The organism is Arthrobacter sp. Hor0625 (genome assembly GCF_052567525.1).
The window spans coordinates 2,019,521-2,041,070 of record NZ_CP199586.1; the positions used below are offsets into that span (position 1 = coordinate 2,019,521).

The following is a 21,550-nucleotide window of genomic DNA, read 5'->3' on the forward strand; positions in this document are numbered from 1 at the left end:
TCAGTGCATGCCGCTGGTCAGCCAGAGGGCCACGACCGCCACCGGGACTGTCAGGACGACGGCGGCCAGGCCCGCCAGGGCGAAGCCGCCCCAGCGGATTTCGACGTTCAGGGCCCGCAGCCGTTCGTGCCAGAGCAGGGTGGCCAGTGACGCCCACGGGGTCACGAGCGGGCCGAGGTTCACCCCGATCAGCAGGGCGGCGAGCCGCACGGGTGAACCGGCCAGCGGTTCGAGCGCCAGGTAGGCCGGCAGGTTGTTGGCCGCATTGGCCGCGCCGGCGCCAAGCGCCGCGAGCTGCAGCAGCGCGGGCAGCCCCTCCCCGGTGCCGGCGGCGGACGCGAGCGCCGTGGTCAGCCCGTTGGCGTGCAGCGCCTCCACCACCATGAACAGCCCCGCCGTGAGCAACAGGGGCCGCCACGGCACCATCGACCAGTGCAGCGCCGAGCGCCGCCGCCAGAGGAAAAGCCCCAGCAGGACGGCCGCGGCGGCCGCGGCCGGGACGTGCACCGGGATCCCAGAGACCAGCGCGGGCAACAGCAGGACCGTCACGCCGGCGGAGGCGTACAGCAGCACCTTGTCGCGCACCCGGTGCACCGGCTGCGGACCGTACCGGCCCCGCAGGTCCTTACGGAAGGCCAGCCAGAGCAGGACCAGGGGCAGCAGGATTCCCGCCAGCGCCGGCGCCCAGACCAGGGCGGCGAAAGCCGCCGGGCTCAGGCCCAGCCGCGACTGGGCCAGCAGGTTGGTCAGGTTGGAGACCGGCAGGAGCAGCGACGCCGTGTTCGCGAGCCAGATCGTGGTCAGGGCGAACGGCAGCGGCGGGATCCGGGCGTGCACGGCCAGCAGGACGACGACGGGCGTGACCAGCACCGCCGTCGTATCCAGCGACAGGAACACCGTGGAAACACAGGCCAGCGCGATGACCAGCAGCCACAGCAGCAGGACGCGGCCGCGGCCCAGGGCGGCCAGCCGGTCAGTGACCGCCCGGAACAGCCCGGCGTCGTCCACCAGTTCGGTCACCAGCGACATGGCCACCACGAAACCGAGCACCGGAACAGTGCGGCCGGCGAGCTCCTCGAACGCTGGCCAGGGCAGCAGCCCGGTTCCCAGCGCCGCAGCCCCGGCCAGGAACATGCCGCCGGGGACCATGTAACTCTTCAACGCCGTCCGCCAGGCTCTTCGCTTCACCGGCTAATCCTCGCACCCGCGGGGCGGCACGGGCGACGGGACCGGCCCGCGCCACGGAAAGCGGTAGCGTTGTAGCTATGAAGTACGCCCAGTCCGTCCTGGACCTCATCGGCCACACGCCGCTCGTCAAACTCAACCACGTGACGGACGGCATCGCCGCCACCGTCCTGGTCAAGCTGGAATACCTGAACCCCGGCGGGTCCATCAAGGACCGGATCGCCGCGAAGATGGTCGAAGACGCCGAACGCAGCGGCAAGCTGCTCCCCGGCGGCACCATCGTGGAGCCGACGTCGGGCAACACCGGCGTGGGCCTGGCCCTGGTGGCGCAGCAGAAGGGCTACCGCTGCATCTTCGTGGTGCCGGACAAGGTCGGCGAGGACAAGCGGTCCGTACTCCAGGCCTACGGGGCCGAGGTCGTGGTGACGCCCACCGCCGTCGCCCCGGACAGCCCGCAAAGCTACTACGGCGTCTCGGACCGCCTGGTCCGTGAAATCCCGGGCGCCTACAAGCCGGACCAGTTCTCCAACCCCGCGGCGCCGGCCAGCCACTACGAATCCACCGGCCCGGAAATCTGGGCGGACACGGACGGCCGGATCACGCACTGCGTGATCGGCGCCGGCACCGGCGGCACGATCACCGGCACCGGACGCTACCTCAAGGAAGTTTCCGCGGCCCGGCCAGAGGCCGAGGGCGGCGTGGTCAAGATCATCGGCGCCGACCCGGCCGGCTCGGTCTACTCCGGCGGCACCGGCCGGCCCTACTTCGTGGAAGGCGTCGGCGAGGACATGTGGCCGGCGAACTACGACAAGGCCATCCCGGACGAGGTCATCGCCGTCAGCGACGCCGACTCCTTCGCCATGACCCGCCGCTTGGCCCGGGAAGAGGGCCTGCTGGTCGGCGGCTCCTCGGGCATGGCCGTCGTCGCCGCGCTGCAGGCCGCCAAAGACCTCCCGGCCGACGCCGTCGTCGTGGTGATCCTGCCCGACTCCGGCCGCGGCTACCTGGCCAAGATCTTCAACGACCAGTGGATGCGCTCCTACGGGTTCCTCCCCGGCGGCGACGAAGCCTCCGTCGGCGAGGTGCTCAAGGCCAAGACCGGTGAGCTGCCGGACCTGGTCCACATCCACCCGAACGAAACCGTCCGCGACGTCATCAACATCATGAACGAATACGGGGTCTCGCACATCCCGGTGCTGTCCCAGGAACCGCCCGTGGTGATGGGCGAGGTCCTCGGCGCCGTCGATGAGCGCACCCTGACCGCCAAGCTGTTCCGCGGCGAAGCGAATCTCGCGGACAAGATTTCCGAACACATGGAGCCGCGGCTGCCGGTGATCGGTTCGCTCGAATCGATCTCCACGGCCCGGGAACTCCTCTCCGACACCGACACCCTCATGGTGACGTTCGTCGGCGCGCCGGTGGGGATCCTGACCCGCCACGACCTCCTCGCCTACCTCAGCAACTGATCCGTCCAAGGAGTCCCATGTCCACGCCAGAAAGCTCTTCCGCCCCGGCCGCCGGCTTCAACACCCGCGCCGTCCACGCCGGCCAGGCCTTCGAACCGCGCACCGGTGCCGTGGTGCCTCCGCTGCACTTCTCCTCGACCTACGCCCAGGAAGCCATCGGCGTGCTGCGCTCCGGCTATGAGTACGGCCGCGGCGGCAACCCCACCCGGGACGCCCTGCAGGAACAGCTCGCCGCGCTCGAAGGCGGCTCGCACGCCTTCTCCTTCGGCTCCGGACTCGCCGCCGAGGACTCCATGATCCGGGCCCTGACCCGGCCCGGGGACCACATCGTGCTGGGTAATGACGCCTACGGCGGGACCTACCGGCTGATCAGCCGCGTCCTGGGGGAGTGGGGGATCGGCAACACCCCGGTGGACATGTCCGACCTCGATGCCGTGGCCAAGGCCGTTGCCGCCGGCGGGACCAACGGCGGCAAGGCCGGCGGCAGGACACAGTTGGTCTGGGTCGAGACGCCGTCGAACCCGATGATGAAGATCACCGACATCGAAGCCCTCGCCACGGTGGCCCACGACGCCGGCGCCCTCCTCGTCGTCGACAACACCTTTGCCTCCCCGTACCTGCAGAACCCGCTGGCGCTCGGCGCCGACGTCGTCGTGCACTCCACCACCAAGTACATCGGCGGGCACTCCGACGTCGTCGGCGGCGCGATCATCGTGAACGACGCGGAGCTGGCGGAGAAGATCGGCTTCGTGCAGTTCGCCGTCGGCGCCGTGTCCGGGCCCATGGACGCCTTCCTCACCACGCGCGGGCTGAAGACGCTCGGCGTGCGGATGGACCGGCACAGCGACAACGCCCAGGCCGTGGCCGAATGGCTGCTGCAGCGCCCCGAAGTGGAGGCCGTGCTGTACCCGGGCCTGCCCTCGCACCCGGGCCACGAGCTGGCGAAGAAGCAGATGAAGAAGTTCGGCGGGATGATCTCCGTGCAGTTCAAGGGCGGCGAGGCGGCTGCGCGGAAGGTCGCGGAGTCCACCTCCGTGTTTACCCTCGCCGAATCCCTGGGCGGGATCGAGTCGCTGATGAATTACCCCTCGGAGATGACGCACGCCTCGGTCAAGGGCACCGAACTGGCTGTCCCGGAGAACCTGATCCGGCTCTCCTGCGGCATCGAGGACGTCGAGGACCTGATCGCGGACCTCGAACAGGCCTTCGCGCGCATCCAGACGGGCAGCTAGCCTCCGGTGACCGTTACTTCCCGGGCCGGTTCCGCCACCCGCGGGCTGGTCGCGACGGCGGCGGGCGCCGCCGCCGTCGTGGCCGCGCTGGTGGTGTTGTACTCGGCCTACATCCCGCTGATGAACGACTTCGAGGTCTACTTCTATGGCGGAACCCGGGTCTTGCAGGCCGGCGAAACCGGGATCAACGAACTCTACGCCCCGCGCGAAGGGCTCCCGTTCACCTACCCGCCGTTCGCCGCCCTGCTCTTCGCCGCCCTGGCCGCCCTGGGCCAGAGCGCCGGCAGCCTCCTGTTCATCGGTACCGCGCTGCTGGGCGCCGCCGTCGTGTCCGCTTGGCTGACCCGGCACTATTTCGGCCTGGGCCGCTGGCGCGACGCCGCCGCCGACTGGCGGTTCCGGTCGGTCACCCTGGCCGGAACCGCAGCGATCCTGCTGCTGGGACCGTGGCGGGACACCTTCGACTTCGGCCAGATCAACATCATCCTGATGGGCCTGATCCTGGCGGACTTCGCGCTGTACGGAAAATCCCGGGCTGGCGAGCTCCGCTGGCCGGCGGGCCTGCTGATCGGCATCGCGGCCGGGATCAAGCTGACCCCGCTGGCCTTCGGCCTCTACTTCCTCGTGCGCCGTGATTTCAAAGCCCTCGGCTGGATGGCGGCCGGCTTCTTCGGCTCGATTGCACTCACCTGGGCCGTGCTGCCCGCGGCGTCGCTGACCTTCTGGACCAGGATCCTGCCGGACACCGGCCGGATCGGGGTCCCTGGCTACGTGGACAACCTTTCGGTCAAGGGCCTGCTGCTGCACCTCGGCCTGCCGGACTCGACCCTAACCTCGGTCATTTGGCTGGTGCTCGCGCTCGCCCTCACCGCCGTCGCCGCGCTGGTGATCAGGTGGGCGGTCGCGGCGGAGGAAAACTTCGTGGCCGTGTCCGCCACCGCGGTGCTGATGCTGCTGATCAGCCCGGTCTCCTGGTCGCATCACTGGGTCTGGATGGCCGTGGCGCTACCCTGCATGGGCTTCGCGATCCACCGGGTCCCCTCGCGCCAGGGCCGGATGCGGGTGGCCGGCTGGATCGTCGTGGCCGCCTCCGCCGTCGCCTTCTACCTCACGCCCAAGTACCTTGCGGTGCTGGCCGGGGCACACGAGTGGGGCAAAGATCCCGTGACGCAGTGGCAGCTCACCGTCGCGAGCCTCGGCGTGGCCTGCGGGATCGCGATGCTGGTCTACTGGGCGCTGGCCTACCGGCCCTCCCGGTCCACGCTGCGCCAGCGCCCCTAACCCTCACCGCGCGAACGGACACTTCGCGCCCTCGGGGTGGGCGCGAACGGACACATGGCGCCCTTCGGGTGGGCGCGAACGAACACTTGGCGCCCTTTCCCGCGGCTGGAAAGGGCCTCAAGTGTACGTTCGCGCTGGCTTTCTTCAAGAGAGTCAGCTAGCCTGCGGGTATGGCACTTAGATCCGATTGGTCCGCGCGCACCTGCAGCCTGGCCCGCGGCCTGGACATCCTCGCCGACCCGTGGGGCATGCTGGTCCTGCGCGAAGTCTTTTTCGGCAACGGCCGCTTCGACGCCATGAAGGCCCGGCTTGGGGTAGCGGACTCCGTCCTGACCCGGCGCCTGGCGGCCTTGGTCGGCGCCGGCCTGCTCGCCCGCAGCCCCTACGACGACGGCGGCCGGCGCCGGCAGGAATACGTGCTCACGCCCAAGGGCGAGGACGCCCTCCCGGTGCTCAACGCCGTTGTGCTCTGGTCCGAAAAGCACCTGCCCGCGCCGTCGGACCAGGCGCACATGTTTGTCATCCACAGCGGCTGCGGCCAGCGGACCTCCTCGGCGGACCGCTGCACGGCCTGCGGCGAACGGCTGACGGCCGAGAACACCAGCTGGCACAGCCTCACCAGGAGCGCTGCCCCTGTGCCGCTGGCCACCGCCCCGCCGGCAGCCCGGACAGCGGCACCGGACCGCCGGACCAGCCGCACGAAGGGAACCGCAGCGTGACTCTGACCCAAACCCCGCGGCGGCCTAAGCCCGGCCGCCGGCTCCACCCGGCGTGGATCGTCGCGGCCGTCGCCTTCCTGGCTCTGGTCGGCGCCGCAGGATTCCGCGCCGCCCCGGGCGTGCTCATGGTGCCGCTGCAAAATGAATTTGGCTGGTCCACCACGGTCCTTTCGACCGCAGTCAGCATCAACCTGGTGCTGTTCGGCCTCACTGCGCCGTTCGCGGCCGCCCTAATGGAGCGGTTCGGCATCCGAGCCGTGACCTCCGTGGCGCTGGTGCTGATCGGGGCCGGCAGCGCCCTGACCGTCCTGGTGAACCAGTCCTGGCAGATCCTGCTGACGTGGGGCCTGCTGATCGGTCTCGGCACGGGCTCCATGGCCCTCGTCTTTGCCGCGACGATCGCCAACACCTGGTTCGTGAAGAGCCGCGGGCTCGTCATCGGCATCCTCACTGCGGGCAGCGCCGCAGGCCAGCTGGTCTTCCTTCCCTTCATCGCAGCCCTCGCCCAGCATCCCGGGTGGCGGCAGGCGTCCCTGCTGATCGCGGCGGGTGCCCTCGCGGTGGTTCCGCTGGTGCTGAAGTTCCTGAAGAACTCACCGGCCGACGTCGGGGCGCTGCCGTACGGCGCCGAGCCCGCCGTAGATGCGAAGCCGGACACGAACCCGGACGCGGGCCCGGCCACCGGGCCCCGCCCCAACGCCGCCGTCCGGGCGCTCCAGGTGCTCAAGCGCGCCAGCAAAGTCCGGACGTTCTGGGCGCTGGTGGCAGGCTTCGCCATCTGCGGCGCCACCACCAACGGGCTGATCGGCACGCACTTCATCCCCTCCGCGCACGACCACGGCATGGCCGAAACCACCGCAGCGGGCCTGCTCGCCGTCGTGGGCATCTTCGACATCGTCGGCACCATCGCCTCGGGCTGGCTGACGGACCGGTTCAACCCGCGGATCCTGCTGGCGGTCTACTACCAGTTCCGCGGCATCGGGCTGCTGGTCCTGCCGCTGCTGCTCAGCGCCGAGGTCCAGCCCAGCATGATCGTGTTCGTCGTCATCTACGGCCTGGACTGGGTGGCCACCGTCCCGCCTACCGCCGCGATCTGCCGGCAGGTGTTCGGCGCGGACGGCAGCGTGGTCTTCGGGTGGGTCTTCGCCGCCCACCAACTCGGTGCCGCCGCGGCAGCACTGGCCGCCGGAGCCGTGCGGGACGCCACCGGCCAGTACACCTACGCCTGGTTCGCCGCCGCTGCCATGTGCACGATCGCCGCCGTCATCAGTGCAACCATCCGCAAGGACGCCGCCCGCCCGGCTCCGGTTCCGGTCGCGTCCTAGCCCCGGGCTAGGCTGGGGCCATGACTTCCACCCCCACCCCCTCCGGCGCTGCCGCCCCTGCGGGCCGGCCGGCGCAGCGGAAAACAGCCCTCGTGACCGGCGTCGGCCGCCTTGCCGGCATCGGCGCGGGGGTGGCCCGGCGGCTCGCGGCGGACGGCTGGGACCTGGTACTCACGTACTGGCAGGACTATGACAGCCGGATGCCCTGGGGCGTCCAGCCGGACGACGTCGAACGCCTCACCGCGGAGCTCCAGGCGACCGGCGCCGCCGTGACGGCCGTTCCCGCCGACTTTGAGGACCCGCAGGGCGTTGACCGGCTGATGGCCGTGGCCGCCGCCGAAGCCGGCACCCTCCAGGGGCTCGTGCTCAGCCACGCCGAATCCGTCGACTCCGGCATCCTGGACACCACCCTGGAGAGCTTTGAGCGGCACTTCGCCGTCAACACCCGCGCCAGCTGGCAGCTGATCGCAGCCTTCGCACGGCAGGCAGCGGCCGACGGCGGCGCGATCGTCGCCCTGACCAGCGACCACACCGCCTACAACCTGCCCTACGGCGCGTCCAAGGGAGCCCTGGACCGGATCGTGATTGCGGCAGCGCGGGAGCTCGGCCCGCAGGGGATCAGCGCCAACGCGCTCAATCCGGGACCGGTCGACACCGGCTGGATGGATGAACCGCTGCGCGAGGAACTGTCCCGGCAGCAGCCCGGCGGCCGGCTCGGCACCCCCGCCGACGTGGCCGGAACGGTGGCCTTCCTGCTCTCGCCCGAGGGCCGCTGGGTGTCCGGGCAGCTGATCAAGGCCGACGGCGGCTTCTCCGCCTGACTCTTCCCGCCCACCCCGCCGAGATGACATTTCGCGGCAGTGTTTCGTGACAACACTGCCGCGAAATGTCATCTCGGTTCAGCGGAAGGCGGGCAGCCCCGTGATGTGCTGGCCCAAGACCAGGGTGTGGACCTCGTCGGTGCCCTCGTAGGTCCGTACCGACTCCAGGTTCGCGGCGTGCCGCAGCGGCGAATAGTCGAGGGTGATGCCGTTCCCGCCCAGGATGGTGCGCGCCTCGCGGGCAATTCCGATTGCCTCCCGCACGTTGTTCAGCTTGCCCAGCGAAATCTGCTCCGGCCGCAGCTTCCCGGCGTCCTTGAGCCGGCCCAGCTGCAGCGCCAGCAGCGTGCCCTTCTGGATTTCGACCAGCATGTTCACCAGCTTCTCCTGGGTGAGCTGGTAGCCGGCCAGCGGCCTGCCGAACTGCAGCCGCTCCTGCGCGTAGGCAAGCGCCGCCTCGTAGGAGTCGCGGGCGGCACCCATCGCACCCCACGCGATGCCGTACCGCGCCTCGTTCAGGCAGCTGAAGGGGCCGCGGAGCCCGCGGGCGGCCGGCAGCTGCGCCTCCGGACCCAGGCGGACGCCGTCGAACGTGACGTCGCACTGGATCGAAGCGCGCATGGACAGCTTCCCGCCGATCGGCATCGCCGTGACGCCGGGCGTCCCGGCAGGAACCAGGAAGCCGCGGACGCCGTCCTCGGTCATGGCCCACACCACCATCACATCGGCCACCGAGGCGAGGCCGATCCAGCGCTTGGCCCCGTCCAGGATCCAGCCGGCTCCGTCACCGCTTCCGTCCCGTCGGGCCGTGGTCTGCATGGCCGCCGGATCAGAGCCGGCCGTGGGTTCGGTGAGGGCGAAGCAGCCGATCACTTCCCCGGCCGCCATCCGGGGGAGCCAGTGCAGCTTCTGGTCTTCCGAGCCCCACAGGTGGATGGCGGTCATGGCCAGCGAACCCTGCACCGAGACAAAGGTGCGGATGCCGGAGTCGCCGGCCTCCAGCTCCATGGCGGCGAGCCCGTATTCGACGGCGGAACGGCCCGGGCACCCGTAGCCCTCCAGCTGCATGCCCAGGACGCCAAGCTCACCCAGCTCGGCGGCCAGCTCGAGCGGGAAGACGCCCTGGTCGTACCAGTCGGCGATCCCGGGCTGGATCCGCTGGCGGGTGAAGTCGCGGACCTTCTCCCGTATGGCCAGTTCGTCGGCGCTCAGCAGGGCGTCGATCGCCAGGACATCGGACACGTCGGTTGCTCCCACACTGCTCATTGGAGCATCCTACGGCGCGGTGCGGGCGGAGTGCCGGACCTTCCCGCCCAGTTACTTCTGGGCCGGCCCGCGGATCGTGGCGGACACGCCGGTGCCGCGGCCCGGCGGGGCGGCCGGCGGCGAAGTAACCGGGCTGGAACGCAGCCCGCGGACCTCCAGCCGCCGGGGCATCGCGGGCCTACACTGGTGCCATGAATACCGCCACTGTCCTGGCCGTCTGCTGCGTGCACCAGTTGCTCAGCGACGAGGGAAGGCTGGGGGTGACCGCCATCGACAAGCGGCCCGTGGACGGGCCGGTCAAGGTCCACCGGCTGGGCCTGCGCGGCGACGTTCAAGTAGACCGCTACGACCACGGCGGCGAGGACCAGGCCCTGTACGCCTATTCCCAGGCCGACGCCGACTACTGGGCCGCCGAGCTCGGCCGCGACATCCCGCCGGGCTACTTTGGCGAAAACCTGCGGATTGCCGGGCTCGACGCCACCGCCGCGGTGATCGGGGAACGCTGGAGGATCGGGCTGGACGTGGAGGTCGAGGTCACGTCGCCGCGGGTGCCCTGCGCAACCTTCCAACGCCGGATGAACGAGCCCCACTGGGTGAAGCGGTTCACCGAGGCCGGACGGGTGGGCGCGTACCTGCGGGTGGTGCGCCCCGGCAGCATCCAGGCCGGCGACCACATCCACCGGACGTATGTCCCGGCCCACGGTGTCAGCGTCGGCAAGTGGTTCGCGGACCCCACCGTGCAGGATATGGAGGCCCTCCGCGACGCCGACGCCGATGGACTGATCCGGCTGCAGGCGGACTACCAGGAGGCGTTTGCGAAGCTGCAGGCCAGGACGGGGGAGTAGTTCCCCCGGCTCGCGGTGTGCGCAAGCTCACCGCCGCTGCAGCCCGCTGCGTTGGCACCGGTGCGGCCGCATGCCCTACACTTGAACTATCCCCCACTCCGGAAATCCCTTATTCCTGCCCAATTTTTGAGGCAGGACTGGTAAGTGTTGGGGCCCGCTAATGTGATGCGGGCATTTTCATAGGGAGAGCCGGCTAAAGAAAACGCTGTACAGACTGCTGGGATAGCAGCCAAGAGATGCAGCGGGAAGTCCTGCCATGGGATTGCGAAAGCGCCGGACTTCTATGTGACCGGCCGGTCAACGTTTGCCCGGCGAAACCGTGTCACACGTACTGCGGCTCCGCTCACCTCGGGTTGTGCCGCTTGGCCCCTATGGATGAGGAAGAGTCCCCTATGCCTGAAAATCACAACAACTCCGTCGACACCGAGAACACCCCGGCCGACGTCGAGACCCAGACGACCGAGACCGAAGCTGCCGCAGCGCCGGCCGCCGAAAACGCCCTCGAGGCCGCGTCGACCCAGGCCCCGGCCGGTGACGAGGAGGAAGGCGTCCGCTTCGTCGACCTCGGCATCGACGCCCGCGTGCTGGCCGCCCTGCAGGACGTCGGCTACGAAAAGCCGTCGCCGATCCAGGCAGCCACCATTCCGCTGCTGCTCGAAGGCCGCGACGTCGTGGGCCTGGCCCAGACCGGTACCGGCAAGACTGCAGCATTCGCAGTGCCGGCCCTGTCCCGGCTGGCCGAACTCCACGACCTGAACGGCCCGTCCCGCAAGACCCAAGCCCTGGTCCTTGCCCCGACCCGCGAGCTCGCGCTGCAGGTCGCCGAGGCCTTCACCTCCTACGCCAAGCACATCGACGACTTCACCGTCCTCCCGGTCTACGGCGGTTCCGCCTACGGCCCGCAGCTGGCCGGCCTGCGCCGCGGCGCCCAGGTTGTTGTCGGTACCCCCGGCCGCGTGATCGACCACATCGCGAAGGGCTCCCTGGACCTGTCCGAACTCCAGTACCTGGTGCTGGATGAGGCCGACGAGATGCTGCGCATGGGCTTCGCCGATGACGTGGAGCAGATCTTCCAGCAGACCCCCGAGGGCCGCCAGGTTGCCCTGTTCTCCGCCACCATGCCGGGCCAGATCCGCCGGATGTCCAAGCAGTACCTGAACAACCCGGCCGAGGTGCAGGTCAAGTCCAAGACCACCACCGGCGCCAACACCCGCCAGCGCTACCTGCAGGTCATGGGCCCGCACAAGCTCGACGCCATGACCCGCATCCTCGAGGTCGAAGAGTTCGACGGCGTCATTGCCTTCGTGCGCACCAAGATGGCCACCGAGGACCTGGCTGACAAGCTGCGTGCCCGCGGTTTCCAGGCCGCCGCCATCAACGGCGACATCCCGCAGCAGCAGCGCGAACGTACCGTCGACGCGCTCAAGGAAGGCCGGATCGACATCCTGGTCGCCACCGACGTCGCGGCCCGCGGCCTGGACGTGGAGCGCATCAGCCACGTCATCAACTACGACATCCCGCACGACACCGAGTCGTACGTGCACCGGATCGGCCGCACCGGCCGTGCGGGCCGCTCGGGCGAGGCCATCCTGTTCATGACGCCGCGGGAGAAGTACCTGCTGCGGTCGATCGAGAAGGCGACCCGCCAGCCGGTCGAGCAGATGCACCTGCCCACCGCCGAGACGGTCAACACCCTTCGCCTGGGCAAGTTCGCGGACAAGATCACCGAAACCCTGGCGTCCGAGGACGTCTCGGCCTTCCGTGACCTGATCTCCTCCTACGAGGAAGAGCACAATGTGCCGGCCGCCGAGATCGCCGCGGCCCTGGCCGTCATGGCCCAGGGCGGCCAGCCGCTCCTGGTCAAGGAACTGCCCGCAGCTCCGGAGTACCAGAAGCGCGAGCGCTCCAAGGACGGCTTCGGCTCCCGCGGCCCGACCCGCCAGCTGACCGAGGGCAACGCCACCTACCGGATCGCCGTCGGACGCCGCCAGCGCGTCATGCCCGGCTCCATCGTCGGCGCCATCGCCAACGAGGGCGGCATCTCCTCGGCCCAGATCGGCGGCATCGACATCCGCTCGGACCACTCCCTGGTGGAGCTCCCGGCCGACCTGAGCCCCGAGCAGCTGCGCGCCCTGTCCCGCACCCGGATCGGCGGCGAGCTGATCCACCTCGAGCTGGACAACGGCCGCAAGCCGTCCGGTGACCGCGGCGCCTACCAGGGCAACCGCGGCGGCGAACGCGGCGGTTACTCGGGCGGCAGCGGCAACTTCAAGGGCAGCGGCGGTTTCAAGCGCGAGTTCCGCAAGAACGACGGCGAGCGTTCCTCCGCGGACCGCGGCGGCCGCTCCTACAGCGACCGGGGCGAGCGCGGCGTTGGCTCCGACACCCGCAAGCCCCGCCACGAGGGTGGCTTCAAGCCCCGCAACAAGTGGTAACCAGCAGCCCCTAGGCTAAACGGGACGGGCCGGCTCAGCTTTGAGCCGGCCCGTCCCGTGTTTAACGCGCCGCATGTGAGGCCGCCAGCCAGGCCCCGGGGGTGGCCCGCCGCCCGGCCCGGCAGGCGCCGCCTGGTGCCGGAAGTCGGCTTCGTCACATCCGTCGGCCGGCTGCCCGGGAAACAGTCCGCCGGGGCCCTCCGGACGCCCCGGAATCCGCGGAAAGCTCGGGATTTTCAGGCGGACGTCGGGGGACCTCGGCCGATTTGTTGGGAGCCGAATCTTCCGGTAGAGTATTTACTCGTTGCCCCCCTAGCTCAGTGGTAGAGCGCGTTCTTGGTAAGAACGAGGTCACCGGATCGATTCCGGTGGGGGGCTCTGAATGAGAGCCTGCGTCAAGGCGGTTTGACCGGCTTGACGCAGGTTTTTCTCATTCGTGGCGGTGTAGCTCAGTTGGTTAGAGCGCACGACTCATAATCGTGAGGTCGGGAGATCGAGCCTCCCCACCGCTACAGATCGACCCCGCAGGCCCCGGCCTGGGGGGTCCTTTTGTTTTAAGCCCTGCATTGCTCTATCAGTAGTGGCTCTTTCGAGCCGTTTTAGCCCCCAGAAGTGAGAGAGCAGCCGGTGTCGGCGGCGGCGCCGGGGGTGCGGGGCCAGCACGCTTGGGACAGAATGGGACGATGACAAAAATCGCGATCATCGGCGGCCACGGCAAAGTGGCTTTGGAACTGTCCGGCATCCTCTCCAAGGACGGGGCCGAGGTGACGTCCATCATCCGCAACCCGGATCACCGCGATGATGTGGCCTCCACCGGCGCCGCGGCTCTGGTGCTGGACGTCGAAAAGGCGACGACGGCGGAGATCGCCGCAGCGCTCACGGGCCACGACGCCGTCGTCTGGTCCGCCGGGGCGGGGGGCGGCAGCCCGGAGCGCACCTACGCCGTTGACCGGGACGCTGCCATCCGGTCGATGGACGCGGCCGGCCAGGCCGGAGTCCGCCGCTATGTCATGGTGTCCTATCTGGGCGCGGGGCCGGACCATGGCGTCCCGGAGGACAACAGTTTCCACGCCTATGCGGAGGCCAAGGCGGCTGCGGATGCCCACCTCCGGGCAAGCGGCCTGGAGTGGACCATCCTGGGCCCGGGTGCACTGACCGAAGGCCCCGGCAACGGGCTGCTCGACGTCAACCCCTCGGACACCTCGGACGGCACCAACACCTCGCGTTCGAACGTGGCCCTCGTCGCCGCCGCGGTGCTCGGCATGCCGGAGACGGCCGGGCGGACCATCGAGTTCCGGGACGGGACCCTGCCGCTTCCCGCGGCCCTGGAGTCCGGGAGTTAGTCTGGGCCCGACGCCCCGGTAGGGTAATGGGGCGGCCGGCGGATAATTGACCGGGTCCTGGCCGCCCTACGCCCCGGGGAAAGAGAGCCCATGGACCAGCTGGCCCTTATCGTCGGACTACTCCTCGCCACGGTGGTAGCCGTGGGTGTCGGCGACCGGCTCCGCCTGCCGTATCCGGTCCTGATGCTGCTCCTGGCCGCCTCGCTGACCTTTATCCCGGGCTTCCCCGAGATGGACATCGCGCCGGAGCTGATCCTTCCGATTTTCCTGCCGCCGCTGCTGTTCGCGACTGCGCAGCGGAGCTCCTGGGCGGTCTTCCGGGTCCGGTGGCGCACGCTCCTGATGCTCGCCGTCGCCCTCGTCGTGGTCTCCACCGCCGTCGTGGCCGGAGCCGCCTGGCTCATGATTCCAGGCATTGGCATCCCGGCCGCGATAGCCCTCGGCGCCATGGTGGCGCCGCCGGACCCGGTGGCGGTGGACTCGATCGCAGGGCGGGTACACATGCCGCGGCGGCTCATCACGGTCCTGCAGAGCGAGGGCCTGTTCAACGACGCGGCGGCCATCGTCATCTTCCAGGCCGCCGTCGCAGCCTCGGTCTCCGGCACCAAGCTAGGGCCCGGCGTCGTGCTGCAGTTCGCGCTCGGCGCCGCGCTGGCGGTGGGGATCGGGATCGGCATGGGCTGGCTCACGAGCCTGATCACGCGGCTGGTGCAGTCGATGGTGGCCCGCAGCGCCGTCACGCTGGTGGTCCCGTTCGCCGCCTACATTCTGGGGGAGGAGCTGCACGCCTCCGGCGTGATCGCCGTCGTCGTCACTGCCCTGGAGATCAAGCGGCATTCACGGCCCGAGGACGCCGCCGAGCGCGTCACCCGCACCGCCTTCTGGGACGTGGTGGAACTGCTCGCCACGGGCCTCGCCTTCGGGCTGGTCGGCCTGGAGATCCGGCAGGTCATCCGCGAGGAAGGTACCGCGGTCTTCGGCATGGCCGGTACCGCCGCCGTGGTCTGCGTGCTGGTGTTTGCAGTGCGCTTCGGCTGGCTGGCGATGATGTCCGGCTGGGCCCGGAGCTCGAAGAATACGTTGCGGCCCACCTCTGCCAAAGACGTCCTGATCCTCTCCTGGTGCGGGATGCGCGGCCTGGCGACGTTGGCGCTGGCGCTCGCTTTGCCGGTGACCCTGGCGGACGGGTCCCCGTTCCCGGACCGCAGCGAGCTGCTGGTGATTGCGTGCGCCGTGCTGCTCGCCACTCTCGTGCTTCCCGGCCTGACGCTGCCATGGCTGATGCGGGTCCTCAAAGCGTCCGAGGACGGGTCCGTTGAGCGCGACGCCGCCCGGCTGCTCGCGTCCCGGGCCCAGCAGGCAGCCATCGCGGCCCTGAAGGACAACGAGCTCATGAAGGAACTGCCGCAGGAAAAAGTGGCCCTGGTCAAGGAGAAGATGACCCGGCTGCACGCGGAGCTTCTGGATGGCAGCCTCCGGAACGAGAGCGTCACCGAGAAGCGCAAGCGCGGCCGCGAGCTGGCCATCGCTGTGCAGACCATAGCGCTGGACGCGGCGCGTCAGGAGGTCGTGGCGGCCCGCAACGAACCGGGCATGGACCCCGAAGTCGCCGACCGGGTCCTACGGCAGCTGGACCTGCGCACCATGATCATGCCGGAGTGACGACGCCGGCGGGTGGGCTCGAGCCAGCCCCCCGGGGAGCGGTCAGCTGGCCAGTTCCAGTTCCAGGGCGTTGGCCTCAACATAGTCCAGGGCGTGCCGGACGGCGCCCACCGTCACGATCCGGTCGCCCAGCGGCGAAACCGTCACCAGTGGGGGAGTGGCGGTGAACCGAGGCAGGGCCGCGGTGATGCCGGGGACGAGCGCCCCGGCTGAGTCGGCGACGGCGCCGCCGATCACCACCTGTTCGGGGTTGATTAGGCTGGCGACTGCGGCGACGACCCGGGCCATCCGTTCCGCGAGCCGGTCCAGGATCGCCTGGGCGGCGGCATCCCCGGCTGCCGCGTCCTCGAAGACCTGACGGGCGTCGGCGGCGCCGCCGGCTGCCGGGCCCCCGCCCGCGGCCTGCCACCGCCGGGCCAGGCTGGCGATACCCTCGCTGGAACCGACGCCCTCCACCATGTCCAGGAAGCCCATCTCCCCGGCGCCGCCGGAGCTGCCGTGCAGCAGCCGGCCCGACTCGAGCACCCCGGCGCCGAGGCGCTCGCCGGCCAGGATCACCACAAGGTCATCGACGCCCGCGCCGGACCCGCGCCAGCGTTCACCGAGAGCGGCCAGGTTGGCATCGTTCTCCAGGAGCACGGTCCAGCCGTGGAGGTCCTGCAGCGCCGCGCGGAGCCCGACGTCGAACAGGCTCCAGAAGTGCTGGGAGGCGAGCACGTTCCCGCGGCGGTCCACCGGGGCTGCGATGCCGGCGCTGACGGCCAGGACCTTCCCGGCCGGTTCACCTGCGGCCGCGAGCGCCTGCCGGCAGGTGCGGTCCACCACGCTGACCCGCTCCGCGGCGGGGATGTCCGCGGCGCGGAAGCTGCCGCTCGCCCGGGCCAAAACCGTCCCGCGCAGGTCTGCCACCGCGGTCGTGGTGGTGGCGGCGCCGACGTCGATCCCGAGCACGACGCCGGCCCTGGCCTGCAGTTCAAAGCGACGGGCAGGCCGGCCCTTCTGCGGGCTGGCGGCGGGGGAGTCCCTGCGGGGTGCGTCGAGTTCGCGGATCCAGCCGCGGCGGATCAGGTCCTCGCAGACGGCGATTACCGATGCCCGCGTCAGTCCAGTCCGGGCCATCAGCTCCGTGCCGGTCGCAATGTCGGTTCCGCGGACGGCGGACAGTACGGCCTGGGCGTTTACCCGGCGCAGCAGCGGGGGGGTGGCGGCGGCCTGCGGCTTCGGAATCTTGACCTCCCGAGGACTGCGGACCCATAATTGATCCGGCAATAGATTTAGCTTCTATCTAAATTAGCAGATCCCGGTCCGCCGGGGTCCGCCGCTGTCCAGAAACGCTCCCGGCCCCAAAGGATGCACACCTTGTCCAACACCGCCACGCTGGCAACCCTGTCCGGTTCCGACCTCGCCGCCGACCCCAATTGGTGGCGCCAGGCGTCCGTGTACCAGATCTACCCGCGCAGCTTCGCCGACTCGAACGGCGACGGCCTCGGCGACATCAAGGGCATCACCGCCAAGGTCCCCTACCTGAAGGAACTCGGGATCGACGCCGTCTGGCTCTCCCCGTTCTACCCCTCGGCGCTCGCCGACGGCGGCTACGACGTCGACGACTACCGCGACGTGGACCCGAAGCTGGGCACGCTGGCCGACTTCGACGAGATGTCCAAGGCGCTGCACGCCGCCGGCATCAAGCTGATCGCGGACATCGTCCCGAACCACTCCTCCAACCGCCACGAATGGTTCAAGGAAGCCCTCGCGTCCCCGCCCGGCTCGGCCGCCCGCGACCGCTACATCTTCCGTGACGGCAAGGGTGAAAACGGCGAAATCCCGCCCTCGGACTGGGAATCCGTCTTCGGCGGCCCGGCGTGGGAACGCATCACCGAACCCGACGGCACCCCGGGCCAGTGGTACATGCACATCTTCGCGAAGGAACAGCCCGACCTGAACTGGGCCAACCGCGAAATCCGCGACGACTTCCTCAAGACCCTGCGCTTCTGGTCGGACCGCGGCGTGGACGGCTTCCGCGTGGACGTCGCGCACGCCCTGACCAAGGACCTGACCGAACCGCTGCTGTCCCGGCTGGAACTGAGCGAGGCGGGAACCGGCGCCGACGGCCACGTCGACGGCTCGCACCCGTTCTGGGACCGCGACGAAGTGCACGAGATCTACGTTGAATGGCGCGAGGTCTTCAACGAGTACAACCCGCCGCGCACCGCCGTCGCCGAGGCCTGGGTGCACGCCTCCCGCCGTGCCCGCTACGCCAGCCCGGAGGGACTGGGCCAGGCGTTCAACTTCGACCTGCTGCAGGCCGACTTTGACGCCGACGAGTTCCGCGAGATCATCACCCGCAACCTCGCCGAGGCCACCGAGTCCGGTGCCTCCTCCACCTGGGTCTTCTCCAACCACGACGTCGTCCGGCACGCCACCCGCTACGGCCTGCCCAAGGGCGGCGGCAAGCATGCCAAGGGCCAGGACGGCAAGGGCTGGCTGCTCGCCGGCGCCCCGCCCGAGGAACTCGACGTCGAACTGGGCCTGCGCCGCGCCCGCGCCGCGACCCTGCTGATGCTGGCGCTGCCCGGCTCCGCCTACCTCTACCAAGGCGAGGAACTGGGACTGCAGGAAGTCGCCGAGATCCCGGACTCCGAACGCCAGGACCCGACCTTCTTCCGCAACAAGGGCGTTGAAATCGGCCGCGACGGCTGCCGCGTCCCGCTGCCGTGGGCGCCGGAGGGCTCCTCCTTCGGCTTCGGCGACGGCGGCGCCCACCTGCCGCAGCCGGCCTGGTTCAGCGGCTACGCCGTGGCGGCCCAGGACGGCGTCGAAGGCTCCACCCTGGAGTTCTACCGCAAGGCCCTCAAGCTGCGCCGCGAACTCCAGACCTCGGAGGAACTGGAGTGGCTGGAAAGCGGCCACGCCGATGTGCTGCACTTCCGCCGCCACGGCGGCTGGCAGTCGGTGACCAACTTCGGTGACGACGCCGTCGAGCTGCCCGCCGGTGAGGTGCTGGTCAGCAGCGGACCGCTGGACGGGCAACTGCTCCCCGGCAACACCACCGCCTGGCTGCGGTGACGCTCCCCGCGGAGCACCAGCCCGGCACCGGACAGGAGCTGATCTACGGCTGCATGGGCCTGGGAGGCAGCTGGTCGTCGGAGCCGTACTCGTCCGCACATGTGGATGAGGCGGCTGCCGCCGTCGACGCCGCCCTCGATGCCGGCATCACGCTGTTCGACCACGCCGACATCTACCGCAACGGCAAGGCCGAGGCGGTCTTCGGCGAGGTGCTGGCCCGGACCCCGGGCCTGCGCGAGCGGATCCGGCTGCAGACCAAGTGCGGCATCCGCCTGGGCGAGCAGGGCCTCGACGCGTTCTACGATTTGAGCCGGGACGGCATCCTGGAACGGGTCAACGAAAGCCTGGACCGGCTGCGGACGGACTTCGTGGACGTGCTCATGTTGCACCGGCCGGATCCGCTGATGGATCCCGCCGAAGTAGCCTCGGCAGTCCGTCAGCTCATGGACGAGGGCAAGGTCCGGGCAGTCGGGGTCTCCAACATGTCGGCGCCCCAGATCGAGCTGTTGCAAGATGTGCTTGAGGTGCCCATTGTGGCGAACCAGCTGGAGATGAGCCTGTCCGCCCGGGCCTGGTTGGAAAGCACTGTGCTGGTCAACCACGCCGAAGGCACGGACTACAGCTTCCCGCACGGCACGGTGGAGCACTGCGTCCGGCGCGGCATCACCCTCCAGGCCTACGGGGCGCTCTCCCGCGGCCTGTACACCGGCGCGCCCGCCGCGGACCCAAGCGCCGCCGAGACGGCCACCACCGAGCTGGTGGCTGCGATGGCGGCGGCGAACGGCACCACCGGCGAAGCCGTCCTGCTGGGCTGGCTGATGAAGCACCCGGCCGGGATTGCACCGGTCATCGGCACCGCCAAGCCCGCCCGGATCCGGGCCTGTGCCAGCGCCGCCGAGGTGGCCGCCGGCATGACCCGGGCCGAGTGGTACCGCCTCTGGATCACGGCACGCGGCAGCAACATCCCCTAGCACCCGCCCGGACGGGGTGATTTTGGTCGTATTGGTCGCCCCGATCCGGGGCAATACTTGGCGGCCGACCTGTCCGGGCGGCTAGCGTAGAGTCATGACCTCTACCACCACCGCCGGGATCGTCCGGCCCCAACGCAACGTCCCGGCTGAAATCGCCCGCTCCTGGCTGCTGGTCAACGCCATGAAGCCGGAACTCTTCGGCCCGTCGGCGGAGTCCCGCGCGGACGCCATCATCCTCGACATCGAAGACGCGGTGGACCCCTCGCAGAAAGACGCTGCCCGCGAGCACGTCGTGGATTGGCTGACCGCCGGCGGCAGTGCCTGGGTCCGGATCAACGACGCCACGAGCCCGTTCTGGGCCGATGACCTTGCCGGCCTCCGCGGCACCCCGGGCCTGCTGGGCGTCATGCTGGCCAAGACCGAGTCCGCTGACCAGGTCACCGAGAGCTTCCACCGCATGGACGGCAAGACTCCGGTCATCCCGCTGGTCGAGTCTGCCGTCGGCATCGAGGAAGCCAACAACATCGCCAAGGCCCAGGGCGCGTTCCGACTGGCCTTCGGCTCCGGTGATTTCCGCCGCGACACCGGCATGGCCGCGACCCCGGAAGCCATGGCCTACCCGCGGGCCAAGCTCGTCGTCGCCAGCCGGGTGGGCAACCTGCCGGGCCCGATCGACGGCCCCACGGTCGGCACCAACCACCCAATCCTGCGCGAACAGACCGGGATCACCGTGATGATGGGCATGACCGGCAAGCTCTGCCTCGCGATCGACCAGACCCCGGTCATCAACGAGGTCATCAGCCCGACGCCGTCCGACGTTGCCTGGGCCACGGACTTCATGGCCGATTTCGAGGCCAACGGCCGGGTCATCCGGGACGGCTCCGACCTGCCGCGCCTGGGCCGCGCGGAGAAGATCATGAAGCTCGCGGTAGCCTTTGGGGTGCAGCCGGCCCTGTAGCCGGTCCCCAACGCCGAGGAGACCCCGTGACCGATGCCCGCCATCTGGTGCACGGGGTCTTTTGGGATGGCCCCGCGCCCGCCGGCACGGCAACGCCGGAGACCGGCCGCGTGGTGTTGCGGCTGCAGGATCCCGCGGGCGCCGTGACGGACGTGGCGCTCGACGCCGGGACCCGGCTGGGCTTCCGGCTCGCCGCCCCGGGGCGGTACTGCCTCGGCCGCCACCGGGTGCACGGGTCGGCCGAGCGGGACCACCTCAGCTGCCCGGACCGGGCGCCGGCCGTGCGCGGCACGCAGTGCGGGCCCTGCTTCGCCGTCGACGACTCCCGCCTGATCCACGACTTCCACCGCGGCGGCCGCGTCCCGCCCGGGCTGCGCGCCTACCTGATGCAGCCGCACTGGCTCTATGTCGCGACCTTCGCCAACGGCGCCAGCAAGGTCGGCACGGCCGCGGACCTGCGGAAGTGGAACCGGCTGGCGGAGCAGGGCGCGGTCACCGCCCGGTACGTCGCCCGGGCCGCCGACGGCCGGGTGGTCCGGATCCTGGAGGACCAAGTCACCCGCGACGCCGGGCTGCCGCAGCAGATCCGCTCGGCCGCGAAGGCCGCCGCGCTCACCGCGCCGCCCCCGGACGCCACCCTGGAGGCCCTGAACGCCAGGGCCGCCGCGGCGGCCCGGGTGTTGCTGGCCCGCGCCGGCGGTGACGGCTTCGACGTCGTGGACGAGCTGTGGCAGCGGCCGGCGCTCGCCGCGGCGGCCTGCGCCCCGTCCCCCCGGCACGCGTACCCGCACGACCTCGACGCGGGAGCCCACGGCTTCCGGATCGCCGCGCTGAGCGGAAGCATCGCGCTGGCCCGGCTCGACGGGGCCGTCCTCGACTTCATCGTCAACCTGGGCCTGCTGAAAGCCCGGTGGATCAGCCTGGGCGACTACGGCTCCGAGGTCCCCGCCGTGCAGGAGGCGCTGTTCTGAGCCC

The 21,550-nt window shown here is 70.2% G+C and carries 17 protein-coding genes and 2 tRNA genes; 16 read left to right on the forward strand and 3 right to left on the reverse strand.

Going from position 1 to position 21,550, the window contains the following annotated elements; translation table 11 throughout:
• Nucleotides 1-1,188 (reverse strand): SLC13 family permease, encoded by a 1,188-nt coding sequence (locus ACTWLI_RS09300; protein ID WP_445153626.1) that lies wholly within the window; start codon nt 1,186-1,188, stop codon nt 1-3.
• Nucleotides 1,189-1,265: 77 nt separating this feature from the next.
• Between ACTWLI_RS09300 and ACTWLI_RS09305 the strand changes: the two genes are divergently transcribed.
• From ACTWLI_RS09305 to ACTWLI_RS09330, 6 genes are all read left to right on the forward strand, one after another.
• Nucleotides 1,266-2,651 carry a cystathionine beta-synthase gene (locus ACTWLI_RS09305; RefSeq protein WP_445153627.1) on the forward strand — a complete coding sequence of 462 codons (1,386 nt, stop codon included), beginning with the start codon at nt 1,266-1,268 and terminating at the stop codon, nt 2,649-2,651.
• A gap of 17 nt (nt 2,652-2,668) precedes the next feature.
• Nucleotides 2,669-3,883 (forward strand): cystathionine gamma-synthase, encoded by a 1,215-nt coding sequence (locus tag ACTWLI_RS09310; RefSeq protein WP_445153628.1) that lies wholly within the window; start codon nt 2,669-2,671, stop codon nt 3,881-3,883.
• 6 nt (nt 3,884-3,889) lie between these two features.
• Nucleotides 3,890-5,164 (forward strand): glycosyltransferase 87 family protein, encoded by a 1,275-nt coding sequence (locus ACTWLI_RS09315; protein ID WP_445153629.1) that lies wholly within the window; start codon nt 3,890-3,892, stop codon nt 5,162-5,164.
• A 170-nt stretch (nt 5,165-5,334) separates the two neighbouring features.
• Nucleotides 5,335-5,883, forward strand: a complete 549-nt coding sequence (locus ACTWLI_RS09320) for a winged helix-turn-helix transcriptional regulator (RefSeq protein ID WP_445153630.1) — start codon at nt 5,335-5,337, stop codon at nt 5,881-5,883.
• Nucleotides 5,880-7,208 carry an MFS transporter gene (locus ACTWLI_RS09325; protein ID WP_445153631.1) on the forward strand — a complete coding sequence of 443 codons (1,329 nt, stop codon included), beginning with the start codon at nt 5,880-5,882 and terminating at the stop codon, nt 7,206-7,208. Before ACTWLI_RS09320 ends, ACTWLI_RS09325 begins: the two co-directional genes overlap by 4 nt.
• 20 nt (nt 7,209-7,228) lie before the next feature.
• Nucleotides 7,229-8,029 carry an SDR family oxidoreductase gene (locus ACTWLI_RS09330; protein ID WP_445153632.1) on the forward strand — a complete coding sequence of 267 codons (801 nt, stop codon included), beginning with the start codon at nt 7,229-7,231 and terminating at the stop codon, nt 8,027-8,029.
• Between the two features lie 78 nt (nt 8,030-8,107).
• Here the strand turns inward: ACTWLI_RS09330 and ACTWLI_RS09335 are convergent, their stop codons facing one another.
• Nucleotides 8,108-9,295, reverse strand: a complete 1,188-nt coding sequence (locus tag ACTWLI_RS09335; RefSeq protein WP_445153633.1) for an acyl-CoA dehydrogenase family protein — start codon at nt 9,293-9,295, stop codon at nt 8,108-8,110.
• A 191-nt stretch (nt 9,296-9,486) separates the two neighbouring features.
• On the opposite strand from ACTWLI_RS09335, the gene ACTWLI_RS09340 reads away from it, so the two are divergent.
• The 6 genes from ACTWLI_RS09340 (at nt 9,487) to ACTWLI_RS09365 (ending at nt 15,580) form a co-directional block, all read left to right on the forward strand.
• Complete coding sequence (locus tag ACTWLI_RS09340) at nt 9,487-10,140, forward strand: MOSC domain-containing protein (RefSeq protein ID WP_445153634.1); 654 nt, start codon at nt 9,487-9,489, stop codon at nt 10,138-10,140.
• 392 nt (nt 10,141-10,532) lie between these two features.
• On the forward strand, nt 10,533-12,575 hold the full coding sequence (locus ACTWLI_RS09345) for a DEAD/DEAH box helicase (protein ID WP_445153635.1): 2,043 nt from the start codon (nt 10,533-10,535) through the stop codon (nt 12,573-12,575).
• 306 nt (nt 12,576-12,881) lie between these two features.
• Nucleotides 12,882-12,953: transfer RNA gene (locus ACTWLI_RS09350), tRNA-Thr, on the forward strand.
• 60 nt (nt 12,954-13,013) lie between these two features.
• Nucleotides 13,014-13,087, forward strand: a tRNA-Met gene (locus tag ACTWLI_RS09355).
• A 171-nt stretch (nt 13,088-13,258) separates the two neighbouring features.
• Nucleotides 13,259-13,918, forward strand: a complete 660-nt coding sequence (locus ACTWLI_RS09360; RefSeq protein ID WP_445153636.1) for an SDR family oxidoreductase — start codon at nt 13,259-13,261, stop codon at nt 13,916-13,918.
• Between the two features lie 90 nt (nt 13,919-14,008).
• Complete coding sequence (locus ACTWLI_RS09365) at nt 14,009-15,580, forward strand: Na+/H+ antiporter (protein WP_445153637.1); 1,572 nt, start codon at nt 14,009-14,011, stop codon at nt 15,578-15,580.
• 42 nt (nt 15,581-15,622) lie between these two features.
• On the opposite strand, the gene ACTWLI_RS09370 is transcribed toward ACTWLI_RS09365, so the two are convergent.
• Nucleotides 15,623-16,849, reverse strand: coding sequence for an ROK family protein (locus tag ACTWLI_RS09370; RefSeq protein WP_445153638.1), 1,227 nt, complete (start codon nt 16,847-16,849; stop codon nt 15,623-15,625).
• 90 nt (nt 16,850-16,939) lie between these two features.
• Between ACTWLI_RS09370 and ACTWLI_RS09375 the strand changes: the two genes are divergently transcribed.
• The 4 genes from ACTWLI_RS09375 to ACTWLI_RS09390 all read left to right on the forward strand — a co-directional run bounded on the left by ACTWLI_RS09375 (nt 16,940) and on the right by ACTWLI_RS09390 (nt 21,546).
• Complete coding sequence (locus ACTWLI_RS09375; protein WP_445153639.1) at nt 16,940-18,646, forward strand: glycoside hydrolase family 13 protein; 1,707 nt, start codon at nt 16,940-16,942, stop codon at nt 18,644-18,646.
• A complete protein-coding gene (locus ACTWLI_RS09380) occupies nt 18,643-19,617 on the forward strand; it encodes an aldo/keto reductase (protein WP_445153640.1) in 975 nt (324 codons plus the stop codon). Before ACTWLI_RS09375 ends, ACTWLI_RS09380 begins: the two co-directional genes overlap by 4 nt.
• Before the next feature lie 94 nt (nt 19,618-19,711).
• Nucleotides 19,712-20,575, forward strand: coding sequence for an HpcH/HpaI aldolase/citrate lyase family protein (locus tag ACTWLI_RS09385; protein ID WP_056737758.1), 864 nt, complete (start codon nt 19,712-19,714; stop codon nt 20,573-20,575).
• 26 nt (nt 20,576-20,601) lie between these two features.
• Nucleotides 20,602-21,546: a DUF2797 domain-containing protein gene (locus tag ACTWLI_RS09390; protein WP_445153641.1), complete on the forward strand. Its 945-nt coding sequence runs from the start codon at nt 20,602-20,604 to the stop codon at nt 21,544-21,546.
• Nucleotides 21,547-21,550: the final 4 nt, after the last annotated feature.